Genomic DNA, 18,944 nt, shown 5'->3' with positions numbered 1-18,944 from the left:
AGATTCTTATTTTAGTTCGGCAGCAGCAGATGTAAGAGATTCAGTAAATTGATCGACATCTAGCTGTGTGACGAAGATGTTAATGGCTTGGTTTACCTTTGTAAGGAAGCCTTCTGCTGCAGCTGAGCCGTGAGCTAAGCTTGGTGCAAGTTTCGCAGATTTGAAATCTTCTATTGTGTCTTTTCCGTATTGGTCGTATTTGGATACATCAGAGTCAACACGTGCAGGGATTGATCCTTTTAGTGGGTTAAATGCATCCTGTCCTTCCGTCGAACCTAAAACAGACAAGAATTTCTTCACATCTTCAGAATTTGAGAGTCCTTTTGGTAATCCGAACGTATCTGTAATAACCATGAACAATCCATCCGTATCAGGGGTTGGGATATATCCAAAGTCCTCATTTACCCCTAACTTTAGGTCATTAACAAAGTAACCCTTCGCCCAGTCACCCATGACGTTCATAGCAGCCTCTCCATTTGCTACTAACTGAGAAGCATCCTGCCAGTTGCGAGAGGCATGGTCATCGTTAATATATCCAAGCATTTTCTTGAAAGTCTCGGTAGCTTCAACAACCTTTGCATCATCAAAAGCTAATTCCCCTGTCCAAAGCTTGTTATAATCCTCGGTACCAAGAACTCCTAAAAGAACCGTTTCATAGAGATGAGTAGCTGTCCAAGGTTCTTTATCTCCTAAGGCTAATGGTGTAATTCCTTTAGCTTTTAAGGCATCAGCAACCTCGAAAAATTCGTCAAAAGTAGTTGGCGCTTCAAGTCCATTCTCCTCAAATACATGCTTGTTGTACCAGAGGACATTTCCACGGTGAATATTAACTGGGACCGAATAAATATTACCGTCCTTTGTGACCATATCAATTAAGTCTTGTGGGAATTTATCATTCCAGCCTTCCGCTTCATAAAGGTCGTTAAGTGGTTCCATTTTTCCAGCCGCAACCCAACCGTCGTTAAGCTCAGCACCACCATGAACCTGGAATGTAGCGGGTGGATCATCCCCTTGCATCCGGCTTGCAAGAACAGCCTTTGCGTTTGTTCCAGCCCCGCCAGCAACAGCGGCATTTTCAATTGGCACATCAGGATATTTTTCTTCAAACAATTCGATTAAAGCCTTTAATCCATCTTCCTCACCAGCACCTGTCCACCAGCTGAAGATATCTAGCTTTGCTTTATCTCCATCTTTTTCCTTTGATCCGGGCTCTGAACTACATGCTGTCATTATAAAAACAAATACAAGCAATAGTGATATGAGTAAGCCTTTTTTCATGTGAATACCCCCTTATTTATTGTTGAAAGCGTTAACAACTCAAATGTAACATGGATAAGAAGGAGGTAGAGAAAATACAATCTGCACTTTATTGCGAATACCTTCACTTTTTTGTGATGGCATAACAAATGCACAAGCACCTTGAAGTTGAACGTCTACTAAAATCTGCCACGTCCTGTGGCAAACGTAGACGTCAGCACATCCTGTGCAAGTCCGACGAGCATAAGACGAGACGGCGAGAAGATTGCTCTTTGACCTTCTTGACGAATTGGCTTATAACCTTGAGGGGCTAGGCGCTGGAGCTGGACGTAGTAAACCATGTTACAAGCTATCCACAAGGTCATATTTTATAATTTCCTAGAATATAAAAAAATCAGCTTACGATAAGCTGATTGAAAGGTCATTTCAATGTAATACTTCGATATTCTGATGGTGACATTCCGGTGTATTTTTTAAACACCCTGCTAAAATAATTCGGGTCCTTGTAGCCAACAGAATAGCAAATTTCCTTTAAGCTTTTACTCGGATCATCCATTTTCTTTTTCGCGTGATTGACTCTTACAGTTGTAACATAGTCTATGAATGTGATGCCCATTTTTTCTTTAAAAAGCTTACTAAAATGATAGGGACTTAGCTCTATATATTCGGCTACTTCCTCGAGTGTTAGAGATTCATAGTAACGTAAATCAATATATTTTTTGGCCTTTGTTAACATCCCATGGATTTGATTGTTTTTCCAAAGTTCGGTTGAATGTGACTGGTCCTCACTAATCGATGTGATACCTTCCTTTTGAGCGAGGACTAGCAATTCCTTCATTCGGCTTTTGAGTTCGGTTTGCGCTTCTACCTGTCGTCGTTCTTCCTCAATTTCCGCTTTCACTCTAGCAATTGCTTCTAAAATATCAGCTTTACGACTAGGCTTTAAAATATATTCCTTTACCCCCTGCTGCATCACTTCCTTTGCATATTCGAAGGTGTTAAAGGCGGATACCATAATGAACTTAATGTCAGGATGTAATTGTTTAATTTGCCGAACAGCTTCAACTCCATCAATCCCGGGCATTTTTATATCCATGAGCATCAAGTCTGGCTGGAGCTGTGTGGCCTTTTCAATCGCAACTCTTCCGTTTTGAGCCTCACCGATGACCTCAATGTCTGTACATTCCGTCTTGATAATTTTTGTAAGTGCTTTTCGTTCAAATAACTCGTCATCGACAATAATAACTTTAATCATGATCAGTCACCCCTTTTATTATCATAAGGAAGCAAAAGTCGAAAAGTCGTTCCACTATTTTTAATCGATTCAATTTCTGCAATGTCCGTTTGCTTATAAAATAGCTGAAGTCTTTGAATAACATTTTTTACCCCAATCCCAGTTGAATGCCCGGTTGATTCTTCAAGTTGGACAATATCCTCTTGGGAGGTTCCATCTGCTATTTGTCTAAGCTTAGTTAGCGTGTTCTCATCCATCCCAGCCCCATTATCTGAAATCTCCACACATATTCGATCAGACTTCTTAAACACTTTAAGCTTGATGACGCCACCATCCTCTTTTGATTCAATCCCATGAATAAAGGCATTCTCGATGATTGGCTGGAGGGAGAGTGATGGAATTTCGACGTTCAGGCAATCGGGGTCAACCTCCATTTTAAAATCAATCCGTTCTCCAAATCGAGTTCGTTGAATATAAAAGTACTCCTTTACAATCTTAACTTCGTTTAAGAGAGTTGAGGATTTATGTAAGTCCCCTAAATTGTAGCGAAGCAATGCTGCAATTGCCTCGATTAACCGAGATGTGTTTTGGGCCTCTTCTAAGTAGGCCATCTTTGAAACCGTATTTAGAGTATTGAACAGGAAGTGAGGATTGATTTGGTTTTGTAGGCTTTTTAATTCCAATTCCTTAAGTAGTTTATCAAGTTCAGATTGTTGTTTAATTTCACTTACCAATTGACGAATATTGAGCCTCATTTGATTGAATGTGTTTGTTAACAGCTTTAATTCATCATTGGTGGTCACCTTGATTTCATCACCTGAAAAGTTTCCTTCAGAGATTTCAGTGGCCGCCGCTGATAATTGGCGAATTGGTTTTGTTATGCCGCCTGATAACCAAAAGGCAAGAAGTAAGCTCAATAAAAAGGTTGAACTAAACAGAGACATCCCCATTAATGTAAAATTACGACTTTGCTTTTCGATTTCCTTATAAAATAATTGATAGTCGGTAAGTTCGTTATTGACTAATGACAAAGTTGTCTCTTGAATAAAACCAGCAAATTTTGTAGCCTCATTCAGGTGTGAGGAGTACCGATTAATCTCTTTTTGCTGGAAAGTGCCAATCGTTAAATCAGTAGCTTCAATGTAACTACTTATCATATTTTTATAATTCGATAAAGTAATGGCGTTTTTTTCATTGGAGAGCTCGCTGATCAATTGCCCTTGATACGTTAAAAGCTGTTTTCTGGCGCGAAAATAGTCCTTGAGGAAGGCTTCTTCTTCTTCAACGATATAGGATTGCACTTTTTCATTGACGAGATTAACCTGTTGTGAAATATCATTCAATAAAAGAAACTTTTCAAAGCTGTCATCATATTCTGAAACGATTTTCTCACTGCTTTTATAAAACAAAAAGGCAACGCCATTCAAAATAATAAAGACAATCATAAAATAGAGGAGTAATTTCGTCCGAATTCGAATAATCATGATGGCTCCATCCTTATGATGCTCTTTGAATCAAGAGGTAGGTCTTGAGCCCGAATAATCCTCGTCTCCGTATGTACCGTATTAGGAACGCCTTGTCCCTCGATTAAGTCAATCATCATTTGGACGGATTGATACCCCATTTCATAAGGCTCTTGCATCACAGTCGCGTCAATTGTGCCTTTTTTCATATAATGAATAGTATCTTCGATTGTATCAAAACCTAGAATATAGACTTGGTCTTGTTTTTGATAATGTTCAACAACCTGCGCTATTCCGATGCCGTCTAAGGCGCTTGTTCCATAAAAAGCCGTCACCTCTGGATGTTCTTTTAAAATTTTGTTAGCTGCTTCCGCAGCGCGAACTCTTGTGATATTTGACTCTTCAATCGCAACAATCTGAATCCCTTCCGCGTGCTGAATCGCATCTTTAAAGCCTTGAACCCGAAGCTGCTGATGAGAAGCGTAGAAACTTCCAGTAATAATTGCCACATTTGCGTTCCCACCTGTGTCCTCAACCAATGCCTGACCGGCAATAAAGCCCGAATAGTAATTATCCGTACCAACATAGGATAATCGCTTACTTGTTGCTGCATCGGTATCAACGGTAATAACCGGGATTCCCTTTTCGACGATCTGGTTAATCAGTGGGGAAAATTGGTCCTCTTGAAGACCTTGTGTTAAAATGCCATCCACCCTGGAGGCTGCGGCCATTTCTAGTGTTTTAATATGCTCTTCAGTATTTGCTTGGATTGGACCAATATATTCAAGAACGACATTCAAATTCTTAGCTGCCTCTTTCGCTCCTTTTTCAACAAGACGCCAGTAATCATTATCGAGCTCTTCTGGAACGAGTACAAAATGATAGAGGGGCTCATTGGTTGTTGCTTTTTCAGCTTTTGTACCAAAATGAAAAATTTGATAGGCATAATAACAGGTAAGAGAAAAGATAATCAGAAATAGCCACACCCCAATGCCATATAGAAGTTTTGAAAGAGTAGACATCGCAAAATCCACCTCCGAATTGAAAGCGTTTGTAAATTCCATTTTAGCGATAATTGATTGGGGTGTATATGAATTTTGGGTAAAAAGAAAACTGCCCAACTATTTGGGCAGTTTATCGGTTATTAATCTTTTTCTCCTATTTCATTTCCTGTGGTATACTCATAGCTTGCTTCATAGCCGGATTCCCTAGCCTTTGGTCCTTTTGCTACCTTGTATTGGCTATGATTGGATTGGCCAACGCGGTTTTTCTTTTTTGTCATGATTAGTACCCCTTATTGGCGCTTATTTAAATTTTCCTGTGCCATGCGGATCATTTCTTTAACCATATTACCACCAATCTTTCCGCCTACTTTTCCAGCCTGTTTGGATGTAAGGTTGCCGTTGTAGTCATCATTTAATGGGATACCTAATTCTCTCGCGACTTCGTATTTTACCTTATCGGGATTGGCTGGGTCTGTTTTATACCCTTGCTTCCTCATGACATTCGCTTTTAGCTGGTCAAGTTCTTCTCTTGCCTCGGGAACGAGTGGTCGGCGCTTTCTTCGAGCCATAGGTGTAGTTCTCCTTTCATACTGTATTTTTATTACTATATCCAAGTATAAAAACTTGAATTTCGGTAAAACTTGGTAGTAACAAAGTTTTTTTAAATATTTATGGAAATTTAGTTTGAAACCCTTGTTTTTTGGCTAATCTAGTGATGTAATAGCTTATACCACAAGTTTAATAGGGTAAATTTAGCTTAAAATCTTGCGAACCTATGAAAAAAGTGGTAAAAAGAATATGTGCTTAATTGGAGAGGAGAATTTAACAATGAACAAAACAGAATTAGTCAGTGCAGTTGCTGAAAGTGCAGAACTATCTAAAAAGGATGCAACAAAAGCTGTAGACGCAGTATTTGAAGCAGTTCAAAATGCATTAAGTAGCGGAGATAAAGTACAATTAATCGGATTCGGTAACTTCGAAGTTCGTGAGCGTGCAGCTCGTAAAGGCCGCAACCCACAAACTGGTGAAGAAATCGAAATCGCAGCTAGCAAAGTACCTGCTTTCAAACCAGGTAAAGCTCTTAAAGACGCAGTTGCTGGTAAATAATTTTACATAATTCCTGCGTAAATGCCCCTCAGAGACGAGTCTCGAGGGGTTTTTTCATACTTTAAAACACACAAATTGCTAGAGTGTAAAAATGTGAGTTTGACGCTTCTCCTTCCTCGTGGGAAAATAGGGGTATCGATTTTACAAAGGTAGTGAAGGGATGCAAAAGAGAGTCAATTGCTTAAAATGCAAACACTTTTACACGACATGGGATCCGAAATTTCCTCGCGGCTGTCGAGCCTTCAATTTTAAGACGCAGGCAATGCCCTCTGTCAGCGTGTTTAGATCCTCTGGCGCTCATTGTCTTAATTTCGCGGAAAAGCAACTGAAGGCGAAGTAGAAGCCTTCCTACAACGTAGATATTCGAGCATAGGAGCTGAAATTTTGTGAATATATCGGTAGGTAAGATTTTAGATAAAATGCAGCAGGAATTGCAGTCGGCAAAGAGTGAAGCGAGTGAACAAAAGGTGAGAGAGCGGTTAATGGCCATTCGAACTTTATGTGACCTTGTTTTAGATGAAGCACCAGTTGATGTTAGGCGCATTGAAGTTGTGCCTGTGCCACAGGTTGTACAGCCAATTCCGACGATGCAGCCAACGACGATTCAAAATACAGCGAAATTAGAAGAAGAAGATGCGAATGGAGACTCTCTATTTGATTTTTAAGTAGAGGGTCTCCTTTTCTTGTGAACTAGTGGCTTTGTCCGATATATCTGGAGTAATGTCCGATATAATTCGAATTTCGTCTGATATTTTCAATATTTTGTCCGATAAAAATGGAATAGTGTCCGATATATATAAATGTTTGTCCGATATCCTCAAAAGTAGAGAGCGGCACTTGGTAAATGGATAAAAAATACCTCCCGGGTAACGCTACCCCTGGAGGTTTTCAAGAAATTTTACTCTTTTTTTATATAGTTCATGAGCGGTTTCGATGCTGCAGCGCTTAAATCTAATCGTTCCACCTGGTGGTAGCTGAGCAATTTTATATATATCCACAGAAATGACCGTCGCGATTCTTGGATAACCTCCAGTTGTTTGGCGATCGGCTAATAGGATGATTGGTTCGCCGCTGCTTGGGACCTGAATGCCACCAAGCGGGATAGCATCAGATGCAATTTCAGTCTTGTCTCGATGCTGTAACGGCATTGTCCCTTTTAATCGGTACCCCATCCGGTCCCCTTGAACGGCTTGAAAACTATTTGTAAAAAACTGCTCAATCGCATCTTCTGTAAAGTAATCTTCATGTGGTCCTGGAATGGCCCGAACCACAATTTCTTTCCTGAAACTTGGAATAAGGTGGCGCGCGAGTCCTGTACTTTTTCGAATAGCCCTAAGAGTTCCGTAAAGAATATCCCCATCCTTAATTTCCGTTCCAAGCTTTGCCTTCGCGTAATACGATTTACTTCCGAGTACTTCCTCAGCATCAAAACCACCAGCAACGGCTAAATATGCGCGAGTTCCAGACAAAGGTTTGCCGAATCGTATGAGGTCCCCTTTTTTCACGACAAAGGATTTCCATAGCGGCGCTTTGTTTTCGTTCACGGTCATGCTTAGGTCAGCTCCGCAAACAGCGATTGTAATCAAGTCTGCTTCTACTCGTAAGCTTGGGCCAATCATTGTCATTTCGAGGACAGCCTCCCCCCTCGGATTGCCGACAAGAATATTGGCAAGCTGCATTGAATAAGAATCCATTGCACCGCTTGTAACGACGCCAAATCGTTGATAGCCATAGCGACCTAAGTCCTGAAATGTAGTATAGAGCCCTTTTTTTAGAACGGTAAAAAGTGGTTGTCCCATTTTAATCACCTAATTGCCTTAATTGTGATGCCTTCTTTGGTTAATGCGTTACGTAATTCCTGTACGAATTGGAGTGCATGACTGTTGTCACCGTGAACGCAGATTGAGTCGGCTTTGATTGGAATAATATCACCAGTGATAGCTTGAACGGTTTGTTCTTTTACCATTTGCAAAACTTGTTTAATGGCATCATTGCTGTCATGAATGATTGCGTTTGGGTGGGTCCTTGGTGTTAAAGTTCCATCAGATTGATAGGTACGGTCAGCAAAAACCTCGGAGACAGTGGTAAGGCCTTGTGCCACCCCAGCCGTCATCAACTTACTGCCAGCAAGTCCATATAGAGCCAGTCCGGGGTCAAATTTTGCGATGGCCTTAGCAATTGCTTCGGCCAGGTTCATGTCGATTGCGGCCATGTTATAAAGAGCCCCATGTGGTTTTATGTGTGTGAACTTCACATCATGTGCCTGACAAAAGGCAGAAAGGGCGCCGATTTGATAGAGAACGAGATCATAGACGTCTGTTGGCGAAACAGCCATGGCTCTCCTGCCGAACCCTACAAGATCCTGAAATCCAGGGTGGGCCCCGATGGCAACGCCATATTTTTTCGCAAGTTGGACGGTTTGATTCATCACATGGGGGTCACCAGCATGAAACCCGCAAGCGACGTTTGCGCTTGAAATAAAGGAGAGGACCTGCTCATCATTTCCAATGTTGTAGGCACCAAAGCTTTCTCCTAAATCACAATTTAAATCAATTGTTTTCAATTTTTCCCACCTACCTTATATTGATCTTCTTTCACTAGCTTTTCAATTTCCTTATATTCTTTGACCGAGATCGGAGTAAAACGGAGGTAATCCCCTGCTTTGAGTAAAAATGGATCCGGTTTTTCTGGGTCAAATATAGGTACCGGGGTTCTCCCAATGAGATTCCACCCTCCAGGTGACTCAAGTGGGTAAATTCCAGTTTGGTCACCGCCGATGCCGACCGCTCCTTTTGGAACTTTGAGTCTTGGGCTTGATAGACGTGGTGTTGCGAGCCGCTTTGGAAGCTCTTTTAAATACGGGAAACCGGGTAAAAATCCAATCATGTAGACGAGATAGTCGACGCTACTATGTATTGAAATAACCTCGTCGGTTGACAGCCCGTGCCCACGAGCGACATTTTCAAGGTCTTCGCCATCGTAACAGGTTGGAATTACGATTACCTCTTTTGATGAGGTTTTTTCTATTATGGAAATCCCATTGCAAATCACAGAAACCTGTGACGTGAGATTTTTATAGGAAGTGAGATTAGGATTATAGTAAACTGTGATTGACTGAAAAGCAGGTACAAGCTCCACTATCCCTTGTATCTTCATTTTTTCAATTTGTTTCGTAGTATGCTGGATTTGGCGCTGCAGGGCGTCTGAAGTAGGCTCCTTATAAAAAATTTGCAAGGCCATGTCACCGACTGGTAAAATCTCGTAGCTCATGATAAAACTCCTTTGTGGTATTGAGTCTTACTACTATCTTATAATGAATATGTTAAAATGAAATAGGAATTTTCAAAAAAGGATGGTGAGCAAGAATGAAACTATTTTTAATATTGGGAGCGATTAACGCATTTTTGGCAGTTGCACTTGGTGCCTTTGGTGCACATGGATTAGAAGGAAAGATTTCAGAAAGATACTTAAAAACATGGAATACAGCTGTTCAATATCAAATGTTTCACGCGCTCGGATTATTTGTTGTTGCATTTTTAGCTGACAAGTTTTCACAAGTGAGCCTCATTACGACGGCTGGGTGGAGCTTGTTCGTCGGGATTATTTTATTCTCAGGAAGCTTGTACGTTTTAAGTGTATCTGGAATCAAAATTCTTGGTGCTATCACACCACTTGGCGGTGTAGCCTTTTTACTTGGCTGGGTTTTATTGATGGTGGTGGCGGTCAAACATTTATAAGGCGAGCATAAGACAAGCCCAACCTTCTGAGGATAATGGCTTATGAACTCGATCTGACGGCGCTTGGAGCTAGACACTAATGCAAACAGGAGCCTCCACCGACACTAACAGGCCCCCCTAATCTATCTTTTGCGCAAAAAGAGTGAATCTCAATTGCACCGCCAAATGCGGTGCTCTTTACATATACAAATAGCTCAGTGGCATTCATTGAGTGTAATAGTAATTGGTTATTAGAATAACTGTATTACCCCATTTTTATGGTAAGAACAATCTTCCCCTTTGTACGTCCACTTTCAATGTGCTGGTGAGCCTCTACAATCTGTTCTAAAGGATAGCATTTCTCAATAACGGGTCTTAATTTTTCTTCCTCAACAAGACTTCTTAAGAAATCTAGATCTCTATCGTTTGGTTTCGCAAGATGAGCCTTCGCTTTCTTGCGGCCTATTAATGAACTTATCATCAATTGAACAGGGTGGTATTTAGGGTAAAATAGGTGTTCTGTAATATAAATACCCTTCTCGGTTAAAGATCGTAAACAACTGTAAAAGGTCCGCTTACCAACTGCATCGAGAATAACATCATACTTATTTCCATTGTCAGCGAAATCTTCCTTGGTGTAATCAATAACGTAATCTGCTCCAAGTTCCTTAACCCAATCAAGATTGGAGGTGCTACAAACAGCAGTTACCTCGGCCCCAAAGTATTTTGCAAGTTGAACAGCAAAGTGCCCTACCCCGCCTGACGCACCATATATTAAGACTCTTTGTCCTTGTTTTACCTGTGCTACATCTCGCAATGCTTGTAGCGCAGTTTGGCCCGCACACGGTATAGCAGCTGCCTCCTCAAAAGTTACGTTTTTCGGCATATGACTTAGGGAATTCTCACGTGGAGAGACATATTCAGAATGGGATCCGAAACAACTCCCGAAAACATGATCACCCACCTTAAATCTGTGTACGTTTTTACCGACTGCTTCAATCTTACCCGCAACATCTATGCCCAGTACGGAATTTTTGGGTTTTGTTAGTCCATTATCTAACCTTGTAGGCAAATAGCCCTTTCGGTACAAATAGTCTAAAGCATTGACCGACGCGCTGTGTACTCTAATCAGCACTCTATCATCTTCCTTGATGGATGGCTGTTCGACATCCTTTATCTCCATTACTTCAGGGGGACCATAGGTCGTATAAATAGCTGCCCTCACCTGTATTACCTCCTAAAAAAAATCTTTTTATTCTTGGGTTAGAACTTGGCAACTCATGTTAATCGATGCTCTTTCATAAATAAAAGCCCTAATGGGAATAAAGCAAATATATCAACAAAAAATGCCTATCAAATTACCATGCAATTTGATAGACATTTAACTTGCATTTTTAATGTTTGCGAAAGGATACAAGAACCCGTTACGCTTACACCCCTTTGTTAATTATCTTGGTGGGTAATTTACTAGGCCTTGGCCTCCACCTCCACCAAATGGATATTGGTACTCGATTTCTTCTTCAAATGTAATATATTGTAAGTAGACCATTAACAATAGGTAGCGCATGCCTGTTTGTGGGTCGCTCAAAATAATATGGTCACGACCTGCAGCTTCAATAAGTCCTTTAAATACCTTTTGTTGGTTCGTGCTATCAAAGCCCATGTATACAGTCGCAAGCTTTCCTTTGTTCAGGCGAAGAATGTTTTCGATATAGGATTCTTCAAGCGGAAGCATACCCGGTACATTTTGCGTGATACCACCCGTTTGAGGGAAGGTTGGCGGAACGAAAGTTGGTGTTTGTGGTACCTGAAAGCCCCCTTGTTGTTGCTGATACGGATTGGTCATGCCGAATTGGCGTGGATCATAGTAGCCTCCAAACTGTTCAAAGCTTTGAGGGTTATACCCATACGCTGCATATGGATTTTGCATTTGTTGATTGTCATTACTCAATGTAAGCCCTCCTCAGAATATGTTTTAATCTCTCTCTAAAAGGTGAATTGCTTTAAAATACGTCAGGGCAATCCTCCTGTGTAGGTTGGTAGAAGCAGTGTGCTTTAAACCTTCCTACGTTCCATTGGTTATACCATTGTGCTGGACAGTTTCCTGATGGTTCAAAAAACCACAAAGAAAACCTGGCAGGGTGAAATCTTTCCCCTTTTAGTACCCTTCGTGCAAGTGCAATTTCAGTTGGTCGAGCGGCCTGATAAAAATACCCCTTTTGGGTTGCTTCAAAGCCTCCAGGGCTTTGAAAGACCATTTTTCGAATGGTGTTAATGTCTTTAAAATCCAGACAACGTGATCTTGCACGGTTTACCCCAACATTCCCTACTAATAGCATGCCTTGCTTGCCTTCGCCTTCAGCCTCAGCACGCAACAGCCTTGCTAACAGCTTTACATCTGCCTCCGTGTGCGCAACTACTGCCATCTTTTCACCTCACTAACAAAAGAAGACAATGTTAAAAAGTCTCTTTACTAACTTATTGTTGAGGTGAAAAATGGGTTCCTACTTTTTGATTCATTTTTGGGATATTTCATTAGACTTATGGTGGATGTGTTTTGTAGATTCATCATTGCATTGTATGAGCGAGGAAAAAGGATTATGAGTATCGATGAAAAAAAAGAGAGGATTACCTCTCTTTTTTGTTGTCTAGTTTCAGGCGCCATCGGCTCGAGGCATAAGCCAATCGCTTTGGAAGGTAAAAGGCACCTTCTGTCAGAGCTTGTCTTATGCTTGACTTGCACAGGAAGTGCTGACATCGACGTTTGCCACAGGACGTGGCGGTAGTTAGTCGATGTTCCTCAGTCAGGCGCCTTGCACTTTTCTTTTTAGTTAATATGTAAAAATTGTGGAACTTTTTCTTCAGTTAAAATGTTTCCTACGAAGAATGCTCCGAATTCACCGTAACGTGCACTTACTTCGTCAAAGCGCATTTCATAAACGAGCTTTTTGAATTGAAGGACGTCGTCGGAGAATAGGGTTACGCCCCATTCGTAATCATCAAAGCCCACAGAGCCACTGATGATTTGTTTTACGATTCCAGCATATTGGCGGCCAATCATACCATGGCTTCGCATAAGATCTTTGCGCTCTTCCATTGAAAGCATGTACCAGTTGTCATTGCCCTCACGGCGTTTGTCCATCGGATAGAAGCACACATATTTGTTCTTTGGTAGGATAGGATATAAGCGTCCGCGTACATAAGGATTTTGGTATGGATCCTCATTACTTTCGCCTGCCAGATAGTTACTTAATTCAACAACAGATACATAAGAATAAGTAGGAATCGTGTATTCAGCTAGCTTTGTTTTGTTGAATTCGTTTTCGATTTCATTCAATTCTTCCATCGTTGGACGAAGAGTCATCATCATGAAATCAGCTTTTTGACCAACAATTGTGTATAATGCATGACTTCCTTGATTTTCACTTTGTGTCTTATTCCATTTCTCCACTAAACCAAGAAATTCATGAATTGCTGCTTGGCGCTCGTCACTTGAAAGAGTCTTCCAAGATGTCCAATCAATAGAACGGAAATCATGTAGGCAATACCAGCCATCAAGCGTTTGTGCTGCTTCAGCCATTACTATCACTCCTTGTATATTCGCATAATATGTATTCAACCATTACTATATCATAGTTTCCCCTATCCCCATCGTAGTAAACTCAGAACAATTTTGTGAACAATAGTGGGAGTGAGTAATTTGTCAGGTTGTTGGGAAAATTGAAGATAGTGTCATAATACTGTCACAGGATTTCTGAGGCATTTTGGTTTTCAATTTGTGAAAAAAGCCGTATCCTTATGGTTGGCAGTTTTGCAGGGGTCATGATGCCCAATTTACATAAAATGCATGAGATTAGGCTAGGAGGAATCAGAGTGAGCGATTTATTTACTCAATTAAAAGAAAAAGTATCTGGGAAAAACATGAAAATTGTGTTTCCAGAAGGACTAGATGAGCGAATTTTAAAAGCAGTTAGCCGTTTGGCAAGTGAAAAGGTGCTTGTACCTGTCGTAATTGGTGAAAAAGCTGCAGTTGAAAATAAAGCAAATGAGCTTGGTGTTTCTCTTGAAGGTGTGGAAATCTATGATGCTAATACTTTCCCGGAGTTCGAACAGCTTGTAGCTTCATTTGTTGAAAGACGTAAGGGTAAAGCAACTGAAGAGGATGCACGTAAAATCCTTAAAGACGAAAATTACTTTGGGACGATGCTTGTGTACACTGGTAAGGCACACGGGCTAGTAAGTGGTGCGGCACATTCCACTGCTGACACTGTTCGCCCTGCTCTTCAAATCATAAAAACAAAGCAAGGTGTAAAAAAGACATCTGGTGTGTTTATCATGGTTCGTGAAGATGAGAAATATGTTTTTGCTGATTGTGCAATTAATATTAATCCAGACAGCCAGGACTTAGCGGAAATCGCAATTGAGAGTGCGAATACGGCGGATATGTTCGATATCGAGCCAAGAGTGGCAATGCTAAGCTTCTCAACGAAGGGATCTGCAAAGTCTCCTGAAACGGAAAAGGTAGTAGACGCAGTTAAAATTGCAAAAGAAATGAATCCTGCCTTGGTATTGGACGGAGAATTCCAATTTGATGCAGCATTTGTTCCATCTGTAGCAAAGAAAAAAGCTCCAGATTCCATAATCAAGGGTGACGCAAACGTATTTGTTTTCCCAAGCCTTGAAGCGGGTAATATCGGATACAAAATCGCACAACGCCTTGGAAACTTTGAAGCGGTTGGACCGATTTTACAGGGCTTAAATCAGCCTGTAAACGACCTTTCACGCGGATGTAATGAAGAAGATGTATATAAACTTGCTTTAATTACAGCAGCACAAGCTTTATAGGAATGAGAAATGGCCATGTCGTGGGACATGGCCATTTTTGGGGAGTATTTTGCTTGTGGCAGTATTTTTGGAGTTAGTGATAGTATTTCTAAAATAGCGGCAGTATTTTAGAATTAGTGGCAGTAAATTGTCAATGAACGGGATTTTGACATTATTTACGACTCGATTTCCCTATCATAGAGTTGATGAAGAGGACTATGCCGGAAGTCTTGGCTCAATTTCCCTTTCATAGAGCTGATGAAGAGGACTATGCCAGAAATCTTGGGTCGATATCCCTTTCATAGAGGAGATGAAGAGGACTATGCCAGAAGTCTTGGCTCGATATCCCTTTCATAGAGCTGATGAAGAGGACTATGCCAGAAGTCTTGGCTCGATATCCCTTTCATAGAGTTGATGAAGAGGACTATGCCGGAAATCTTGGCTCGATATCCTTTTCATAGAGCTGATGAAGAGGAAGTTGCCTTAAATCTTGGCTCATTTTCCTTTTCATAACTTTTTTAATGATGGTCGCCGTGCCTTGTCCCTAAAATCCAATAATCATATTCCCCAATCCATTTTTAATATGTTTTTAAGAAGCTCAACCTGTTTTTCCCCCATTTTTTCAGTGAGTTGCTTTTCAATTTTCGCTTTAAGTGCCTCATTTTTCTCATAGCATTCTTCCCCAAGTGGTGTTAGTTCTATCCATTTTACCTTTTTATTGTTTTCAACATCCATCACGTTGACTAGCCCTTTTGCTTTCAAATTTTTTATAAATTTATGGGTAGCCTGCCGTGTAATGTCTACATTCTTTGATACGTACGCGATGGTTGGTTTCTTTTTATATATTCTCGACATAATGTACCATTCTGAATTTGAAATGGCGATGTCACTGGTCTCATTCCATGATTTTTCTGCAATACCTCGAAGTTGTCCATGCCTCTCACTTATAAGGTCAATTAAATCTAAATGTTGAAGTACAGGATCCATTTTTTCCACTCCCGTTTTTATAATCGCCACTACTATACAAAAAATTATCAGCATTGTCAACCAAGTTGACAAATTTGAAAAAGCTTGATGTGTAAAATAAAGAACTGTCCAGAATGCATGTTCAAATGTCAACCAAGTTGACATTTTGTGAAAAATGGAGTATGATTAGTATAGTCAACCAAGTTGACAATCCATTGGATAGGGGCATGGTACATGTTTAACATTGGGGATCTGGTGATTTATTCAAATATGGGAATTTGTCGCATAGACGATATATGTGAGAAAACATATGCTGGGATTACTCGAAATTATTATATAATGAGCCCAATCGAGGATAGTACTTTGACAATCCAAAACCCAGTAGATAATAAAAGCAATAAAATGCAGGGCATCATTGGTAAGAGTGAGTCAGAGGAGATTTTAGACTCATTTAAGCTTCCGGGAATTCAGTGGATTGACAATGCGTCGGATCGTCATAAATCTTATTCTAATATAGCTTCAACTGGGGATAGAAAAGAAATTTCAAGTATTTTAAATACATTAATGAGTAAAAAATATGAATTTGAAATGATTGATAAGAAATTATCTGAACATGACCGTAGACTTCTTCTTCATATTCAAAAAATACTCTTTAAAGAATTAGCGATTGCGTTAGAGACATCGGTTAAGGCTATCGAAAAAAATATTAATCAAATGATCGCCTACAAAATGAGTAAAACCTCACATTACGAGGTAGCAAATTTCGTAAACTAAAGGTAAAATAGTGATGTTGGACATGATAAAACCAGGCTATGCCTGGTTTTTTTAAGGTTTATTTGCAATTAAAAGGAGTATGCCGTATGACCGAAAGTCTTTTACATCAGCCGAGCTGGCGGATTATTGATCAATCTAGTCTAGGCTATCAATTTGATGCATTACAATCGTTTGCGATAGATGATACACTTTGTGCGTTTGTAGGAAAAGGAGAGTCACCAGCTACAGCAAGGGCTTGGGTTCACCATCAGACCATTGTGCTAGGGATTCAAGATACGAAGTTGCCTTTCCTTGAGGAAGGGATCGAGCTCCTAAAATCAATGGGCTATCGTGTAATCGTACGAAATTCGGGTGGACTAGCGGTGGTGCTTGATGAAGGAGTATTAAACATTTCGCTTATTTTTCCTGAAACGGAAAAAGGGATTGATATTAACCGTGGCTACGATACGATGCTTGAGTTGATTCAAAAAATGTTTGAAGGCTATGAAGTGGATATTGTGGCCCGGGAAGTTGTCGGTTCATATTGTCCTGGAAGCTATGATTTAAGTATAGATGGGAAAAAATTTGCGGGGATATCTCAGCGCCGCCTTCGTAACGGGGTGGCTGTACAAATATATCTAGGTGTGACCGGAAGCGGGTCGGAGCGTGCAGAAATCATTCGCCAATTTTACGAGGTGGGGCTGCAGGGTGCGGAGACGAAATTTGTCTATCCGGATGTGAAGCCAGAAACGATGGCCTCTTTGGCAGAATTGATAGACCCAAACATCACGGTACAAACCGTCATGCTGCTACTGCTTCAAACACTAAAAAGTGAAAGCGAGCATATCTTTGCTTCACAGCTAACAACAGAAGAAATGCCATTATTTGAACAAAACTTTTTGCGAGTGCTTAATCGCAATGAGAAGGCATTGTAAGGGACCAGGGGGACGGTTCTCCTGGTTCTTTTTTGTGGAAAAATGAAACGGACCCACGTAATTGTGCTATAGTCGTTGGAAATGCGCTTTAATTTTGTTAATTGCGCTATAGCGGACCGGAAATGCGTTTTAATTTTAATAATTGCGCTATAATCGGCAAGGATTGGTTTAACTAATCATTGTTTCCACTATTAAAATATTTTTTATAATAAAAATATTGAATTTTATTTTTGAGCATGATATGATTCTCGTCAAGTAAGAAAAATCGAATATGATTGCTGTATTTTCTCTTATCAAGAGTAGGCGGAGGGATTTGGCCCGATGATGCCCAGCAACCGACCGTAATACCATTGTGAAATGGGGCGAATTTTTTTCGCCGGGTATGACCCGTAAGGCACGGTGCTAATTCCAACAGAAGGATTTTCCTTCTGGTAGATAAGAGGTGCGAAGACTTTTGTATGCTTCAAGCCTCTTTCTGATAAGAAAGAGGCTTTTTATATTTTAAAAAGAAAGCCTCAAACAACAGGAGTGTGATGGCTTTCAACTTGAGTAAACAGATGTGAAAAATAAGGTTACATACAAAATAGGGGGAGAAAAACAATGAAACTTATAAAACTATTATTTACGACATTATTAATTATCGCAGTATTAGTTGGCTGTCAACCGAAAGTGGCCGACGAAACAACGAAAACAGATAGCACAGAGGTAAAGAATTCTGATCATCCATTAGCAGGCAAAAAAATTGCTTTAATTATGCAACAAAACTTAGGAACATTCTCGGCACAATATATTGACGGTGTTGAGGAACAAGTGAAAAAGTTCGCGGGAGAAACAACGGTTTTTACATCTGACGGAGACCTCGCAAAAATGGCGTCAAACGTAGATGCTGCGGTAAACCAAGGCTTTGATGCAATTTTAATCGACCATGGAACAAAGGAAGCACTTCAAAGCTCTGTACAAAAAGCGGTTGATAAAGGAATCCCGGTTGTTGTCTTTGATGCAGAAGTGGAAGTTGATGGTGTAACAGTTCTTGAGCAAGGTGACCAGCATATGGCGCAAATGACACTTGAAAAATTAGCAGAAGACGCTGGTGGCGAAGCAAATATCGTAAAAATTTGGGTAGCGGGCTTCGCGCCAATGGAAAGACGTCAAATCGCCTATCAGGAGTTTCTTGACAATAACGATGGCATCAAAGAAATTGCAACATTTGGAGCAGCAACTGCAAACACAGCTTTAGATACACAAGCACAGATGGAAGCTCTTTTAAAGCAATATCCGGAAGAAGGTCAAATTACAGCAGTTTGGGCTGCATGGGATGAATTTGCAAAGGGTGCAGTTCGTGCAATTCAACAAGCGGGACGTACAGACATCAAGGTTTATGGAATTGACATGAGTGATGAGGACTTACAAATGATTCAAGCGGATAACAGCCCATGGGTTGCGTCTGCAGCGGTTGATCCAAAAGATATCGGACGCATTCAAGTTCGCTACGCTTTCCAAAAATTAAACGGTGATGAAACACCTGAACGCGTAAAGTTAGAGCCAGTTTTCGTAACAAAGGATGCACTTCCAGCAGAACAAATCACAACAGCAGAGCTTGACCAGTATATTGAAGGCTGGGGTAAAAGCGAACAAGGCTACACAGACGAATTGAAAAAGCTAGAAGCTAACTGAGTAAAAAAGAG

General features: G+C 40.5%; 22 protein-coding genes and 1 riboswitch. Of the genes, 7 read left to right on the top strand and 15 right to left on the bottom strand.

Translation table 11 applies throughout. The annotated features are described in order from the left end of the window. Nucleotides 1-6 precede the first annotated feature (6 nt). From V7112_RS00515 to V7112_RS00485, 7 genes are all read right to left on the bottom strand, one after another. On the bottom strand, nucleotides 7-1,230 hold the full coding sequence (locus V7112_RS00515; protein ID WP_335414001.1) for an ABC transporter substrate-binding protein: 1,224 nt from the start codon (nucleotides 1,228-1,230) through the stop codon (nucleotides 7-9). Nucleotides 1,231-1,436: 206 nt separating this feature from the next. Continuing rightward, a complete protein-coding gene (locus tag V7112_RS00510) occupies nucleotides 1,437-1,598 on the bottom strand; it encodes a hypothetical protein (protein ID WP_335413799.1) in 162 nt (53 codons plus the stop codon). Between the two features lie 80 nt (nucleotides 1,599-1,678). After that, nucleotides 1,679-2,512, bottom strand: a complete 834-nt coding sequence (locus tag V7112_RS00505; RefSeq protein ID WP_438823840.1) for a response regulator transcription factor — start codon at nucleotides 2,510-2,512, stop codon at nucleotides 1,679-1,681. A 2-nt stretch (nucleotides 2,513-2,514) separates the two neighbouring features. Beyond that, nucleotides 2,515-3,975 (bottom strand): sensor histidine kinase, encoded by a 1,461-nt coding sequence (locus V7112_RS00500; RefSeq protein WP_335413797.1) that lies wholly within the window; start codon nucleotides 3,973-3,975, stop codon nucleotides 2,515-2,517. Beyond that, nucleotides 3,972-4,976, bottom strand: a complete 1,005-nt coding sequence (locus V7112_RS00495; RefSeq protein WP_335413794.1) for a sugar-binding protein — start codon at nucleotides 4,974-4,976, stop codon at nucleotides 3,972-3,974. Before V7112_RS00495 ends, V7112_RS00500 begins: the two co-directional genes overlap by 4 nt. 122 nt (nucleotides 4,977-5,098) lie before the next feature. Beyond that, nucleotides 5,099-5,236, bottom strand: coding sequence for a hypothetical protein (locus V7112_RS00490; protein ID WP_335413790.1), 138 nt, complete (start codon nucleotides 5,234-5,236; stop codon nucleotides 5,099-5,101). Between the two features lie 12 nt (nucleotides 5,237-5,248). After that, the gene (locus V7112_RS00485) at nucleotides 5,249-5,527 is read right to left on the bottom strand and encodes an alpha/beta-type small acid-soluble spore protein (protein WP_335413786.1); all 279 of its coding nucleotides are present in this window, start codon (nucleotides 5,525-5,527) and stop codon (nucleotides 5,249-5,251) included. A gap of 259 nt (nucleotides 5,528-5,786) precedes the next feature. Here V7112_RS00485 and V7112_RS00480 point away from each other — a divergent pair, with 259 nt between their 5' ends. Both V7112_RS00480 and V7112_RS00475 read left to right on the top strand, forming a co-directional pair. Next, the gene (locus V7112_RS00480) at nucleotides 5,787-6,065 is read left to right on the top strand and encodes an HU family DNA-binding protein (protein ID WP_077619983.1); all 279 of its coding nucleotides are present in this window, start codon (nucleotides 5,787-5,789) and stop codon (nucleotides 6,063-6,065) included. 386 nt (nucleotides 6,066-6,451) lie between these two features. Further along, on the top strand, nucleotides 6,452-6,730 hold the full coding sequence (locus V7112_RS00475) for a YwdI family protein (RefSeq protein ID WP_335413778.1): 279 nt from the start codon (nucleotides 6,452-6,454) through the stop codon (nucleotides 6,728-6,730). A gap of 207 nt (nucleotides 6,731-6,937) precedes the next feature. Here the strand turns inward: V7112_RS00475 and V7112_RS00470 are convergent, their stop codons facing one another. From V7112_RS00470 to pxpB, 3 genes are read right to left on the bottom strand one after another with little or no spacing between them, the layout of a single operon-like run. Next, nucleotides 6,938-7,864, bottom strand: a complete 927-nt coding sequence (locus V7112_RS00470) for a biotin-dependent carboxyltransferase family protein (protein ID WP_335413776.1) — start codon at nucleotides 7,862-7,864, stop codon at nucleotides 6,938-6,940. A gap of 5 nt (nucleotides 7,865-7,869) precedes the next feature. Next, the gene (locus tag V7112_RS00465) at nucleotides 7,870-8,628 is read right to left on the bottom strand and encodes a LamB/YcsF family protein (RefSeq protein ID WP_335413773.1); all 759 of its coding nucleotides are present in this window, start codon (nucleotides 8,626-8,628) and stop codon (nucleotides 7,870-7,872) included. Further along, entirely contained in the window at nucleotides 8,625-9,335 is a 711-nt protein-coding gene (gene pxpB / locus V7112_RS00460; protein ID WP_335413769.1) for a 5-oxoprolinase subunit PxpB, read from the bottom strand. The genes V7112_RS00465 and pxpB overlap by 4 nt, the downstream gene beginning before the upstream one ends. A gap of 95 nt (nucleotides 9,336-9,430) precedes the next feature. On the opposite strand from pxpB, the gene V7112_RS00455 reads away from it, so the two are divergent. Next, nucleotides 9,431-9,802: a DUF423 domain-containing protein gene (locus V7112_RS00455; protein ID WP_335413765.1), complete on the top strand. Its 372-nt coding sequence runs from the start codon at nucleotides 9,431-9,433 to the stop codon at nucleotides 9,800-9,802. A 244-nt stretch (nucleotides 9,803-10,046) separates the two neighbouring features. Here V7112_RS00455 and V7112_RS00450 read toward each other — a convergent pair whose 3' ends face one another. The 4 genes from V7112_RS00450 to hemQ form a co-directional block, all read right to left on the bottom strand. Further along, entirely contained in the window at nucleotides 10,047-11,006 is a 960-nt protein-coding gene (locus V7112_RS00450) for an NAD(P)-dependent alcohol dehydrogenase (protein ID WP_335413762.1), read from the bottom strand. A 222-nt stretch (nucleotides 11,007-11,228) separates the two neighbouring features. Beyond that, on the bottom strand, nucleotides 11,229-11,711 hold the full coding sequence (gerQ, locus tag V7112_RS00445; protein ID WP_438823845.1) for a spore coat protein GerQ: 483 nt from the start codon (nucleotides 11,709-11,711) through the stop codon (nucleotides 11,229-11,231). A gap of 73 nt (nucleotides 11,712-11,784) precedes the next feature. After that, nucleotides 11,785-12,207 carry a cell wall hydrolase gene (locus V7112_RS00440; RefSeq protein WP_335413755.1) on the bottom strand — a complete coding sequence of 141 codons (423 nt, stop codon included), beginning with the start codon at nucleotides 12,205-12,207 and terminating at the stop codon, nucleotides 11,785-11,787. Between the two features lie 401 nt (nucleotides 12,208-12,608). After that, nucleotides 12,609-13,361 (bottom strand): hydrogen peroxide-dependent heme synthase, encoded by a 753-nt coding sequence (gene hemQ / locus V7112_RS00435; protein ID WP_335413752.1) that lies wholly within the window; start codon nucleotides 13,359-13,361, stop codon nucleotides 12,609-12,611. A 293-nt stretch (nucleotides 13,362-13,654) separates the two neighbouring features. On the opposite strand from hemQ, the gene pta reads away from it, so the two are divergent. Beyond that, nucleotides 13,655-14,626 (top strand): phosphate acetyltransferase, encoded by a 972-nt coding sequence (gene pta / locus V7112_RS00430; protein WP_335413749.1) that lies wholly within the window; start codon nucleotides 13,655-13,657, stop codon nucleotides 14,624-14,626. A gap of 537 nt (nucleotides 14,627-15,163) precedes the next feature. Here the strand turns inward: pta and V7112_RS00425 are convergent. After that, entirely contained in the window at nucleotides 15,164-15,592 is a 429-nt protein-coding gene (locus tag V7112_RS00425; protein ID WP_335413746.1) for a MarR family winged helix-turn-helix transcriptional regulator, read from the bottom strand. Nucleotides 15,593-15,805: 213 nt separating this feature from the next. Between V7112_RS00425 and V7112_RS00420 the strand changes: the two genes are divergently transcribed. The 3 genes from V7112_RS00420 to V7112_RS00410 all read left to right on the top strand — a co-directional run bounded on the left by V7112_RS00420 (nucleotide 15,806) and on the right by V7112_RS00410 (nucleotide 18,933). Beyond that, nucleotides 15,806-16,345 (top strand): CarD family transcriptional regulator, encoded by a 540-nt coding sequence (locus tag V7112_RS00420; RefSeq protein ID WP_335413743.1) that lies wholly within the window; start codon nucleotides 15,806-15,808, stop codon nucleotides 16,343-16,345. An 86-nt stretch (nucleotides 16,346-16,431) separates the two neighbouring features. Further along, complete coding sequence (locus V7112_RS00415) at nucleotides 16,432-17,259, top strand: lipoate--protein ligase family protein (RefSeq protein WP_335413740.1); 828 nt, start codon at nucleotides 16,432-16,434, stop codon at nucleotides 17,257-17,259. 287 nt (nucleotides 17,260-17,546) lie between these two features. Beyond that, nucleotides 17,547-17,701, top strand: a riboswitch (SAM riboswitch). Between the two features lie 158 nt (nucleotides 17,702-17,859). Then, on the top strand, nucleotides 17,860-18,933 hold the full coding sequence (locus V7112_RS00410) for a sugar ABC transporter substrate-binding protein (RefSeq protein WP_335413737.1): 1,074 nt from the start codon (nucleotides 17,860-17,862) through the stop codon (nucleotides 18,931-18,933). The last annotated feature ends 11 nt before the right edge of the window (nucleotides 18,934-18,944 follow it).

It is taken from the genome of Bacillus sp. JJ1566 (assembly GCF_036962685.1).
GTDB lineage: Bacteria > Bacillota > Bacilli > Bacillales > Bacillaceae_L > Ferdinandcohnia.
The sequence above is the reverse complement of the archived record's forward strand: the minus strand, read 5'-3'. Positions and strand labels throughout refer to the sequence as shown.

Excerpts from the sequence above, each read along its gene's own strand:
- V7112_RS00515 (WP_335414001.1), bottom strand. The coding sequence starts at position 1,230 with ATGACAGCATGTAGTTCAGAGCCCGGATCAAAGGAAAAAGATGGAGAT.
- V7112_RS00510 (WP_335413799.1), bottom strand. The coding sequence starts at position 1,598 with ATGGTTTACTACGTCCAGCTCCAGCGCCTAGCCCCTCAAGGTTATAAG.
- V7112_RS00505 (WP_438823840.1), bottom strand. The coding sequence starts at position 2,512 with ATGATTAAAGTTATTATTGTCGATGACGAGTTATTTGAACGAAAAGCA.
- V7112_RS00500 (WP_335413797.1), bottom strand. The coding sequence starts at position 3,975 with ATGATTATTCGAATTCGGACGAAATTACTCCTCTATTTTATGATTGTC.
- V7112_RS00495 (WP_335413794.1), bottom strand. The coding sequence starts at position 4,976 with ATGTCTACTCTTTCAAAACTTCTATATGGCATTGGGGTGTGGCTATTT.
- V7112_RS00490 (WP_335413790.1), bottom strand. The coding sequence starts at position 5,236 with ATGACAAAAAAGAAAAACCGCGTTGGCCAATCCAATCATAGCCAATAC.
- V7112_RS00485 (WP_335413786.1), bottom strand. The coding sequence starts at position 5,527 with ATGGCTCGAAGAAAGCGCCGACCACTCGTTCCCGAGGCAAGAGAAGAA.
- V7112_RS00480 (WP_077619983.1), top strand. The coding sequence starts at position 5,787 with ATGAACAAAACAGAATTAGTCAGTGCAGTTGCTGAAAGTGCAGAACTA.
- V7112_RS00470 (WP_335413776.1), bottom strand. The coding sequence starts at position 7,864 with ATGGGACAACCACTTTTTACCGTTCTAAAAAAAGGGCTCTATACTACA.
- pxpB (WP_335413769.1), bottom strand. The coding sequence starts at position 9,335 with ATGAGCTACGAGATTTTACCAGTCGGTGACATGGCCTTGCAAATTTTT.
- V7112_RS00455 (WP_335413765.1), top strand. The coding sequence starts at position 9,431 with ATGAAACTATTTTTAATATTGGGAGCGATTAACGCATTTTTGGCAGTT.
- gerQ (WP_438823845.1), bottom strand. The coding sequence starts at position 11,711 with ATGCAAAATCCATATGCAGCGTATGGGTATAACCCTCAAAGCTTTGAA.
- V7112_RS00440 (WP_335413755.1), bottom strand. The coding sequence starts at position 12,207 with ATGGCAGTAGTTGCGCACACGGAGGCAGATGTAAAGCTGTTAGCAAGG.
- hemQ (WP_335413752.1), bottom strand. The coding sequence starts at position 13,361 with ATGGCTGAAGCAGCACAAACGCTTGATGGCTGGTATTGCCTACATGAT.
- V7112_RS00425 (WP_335413746.1), bottom strand. The coding sequence starts at position 15,592 with ATGGATCCTGTACTTCAACATTTAGATTTAATTGACCTTATAAGTGAG.
- V7112_RS00420 (WP_335413743.1), top strand. The coding sequence starts at position 15,806 with ATGTTTAACATTGGGGATCTGGTGATTTATTCAAATATGGGAATTTGT.
- V7112_RS00415 (WP_335413740.1), top strand. The coding sequence starts at position 16,432 with ATGACCGAAAGTCTTTTACATCAGCCGAGCTGGCGGATTATTGATCAA.
- V7112_RS00410 (WP_335413737.1), top strand. The coding sequence starts at position 17,860 with ATGAAACTTATAAAACTATTATTTACGACATTATTAATTATCGCAGTA.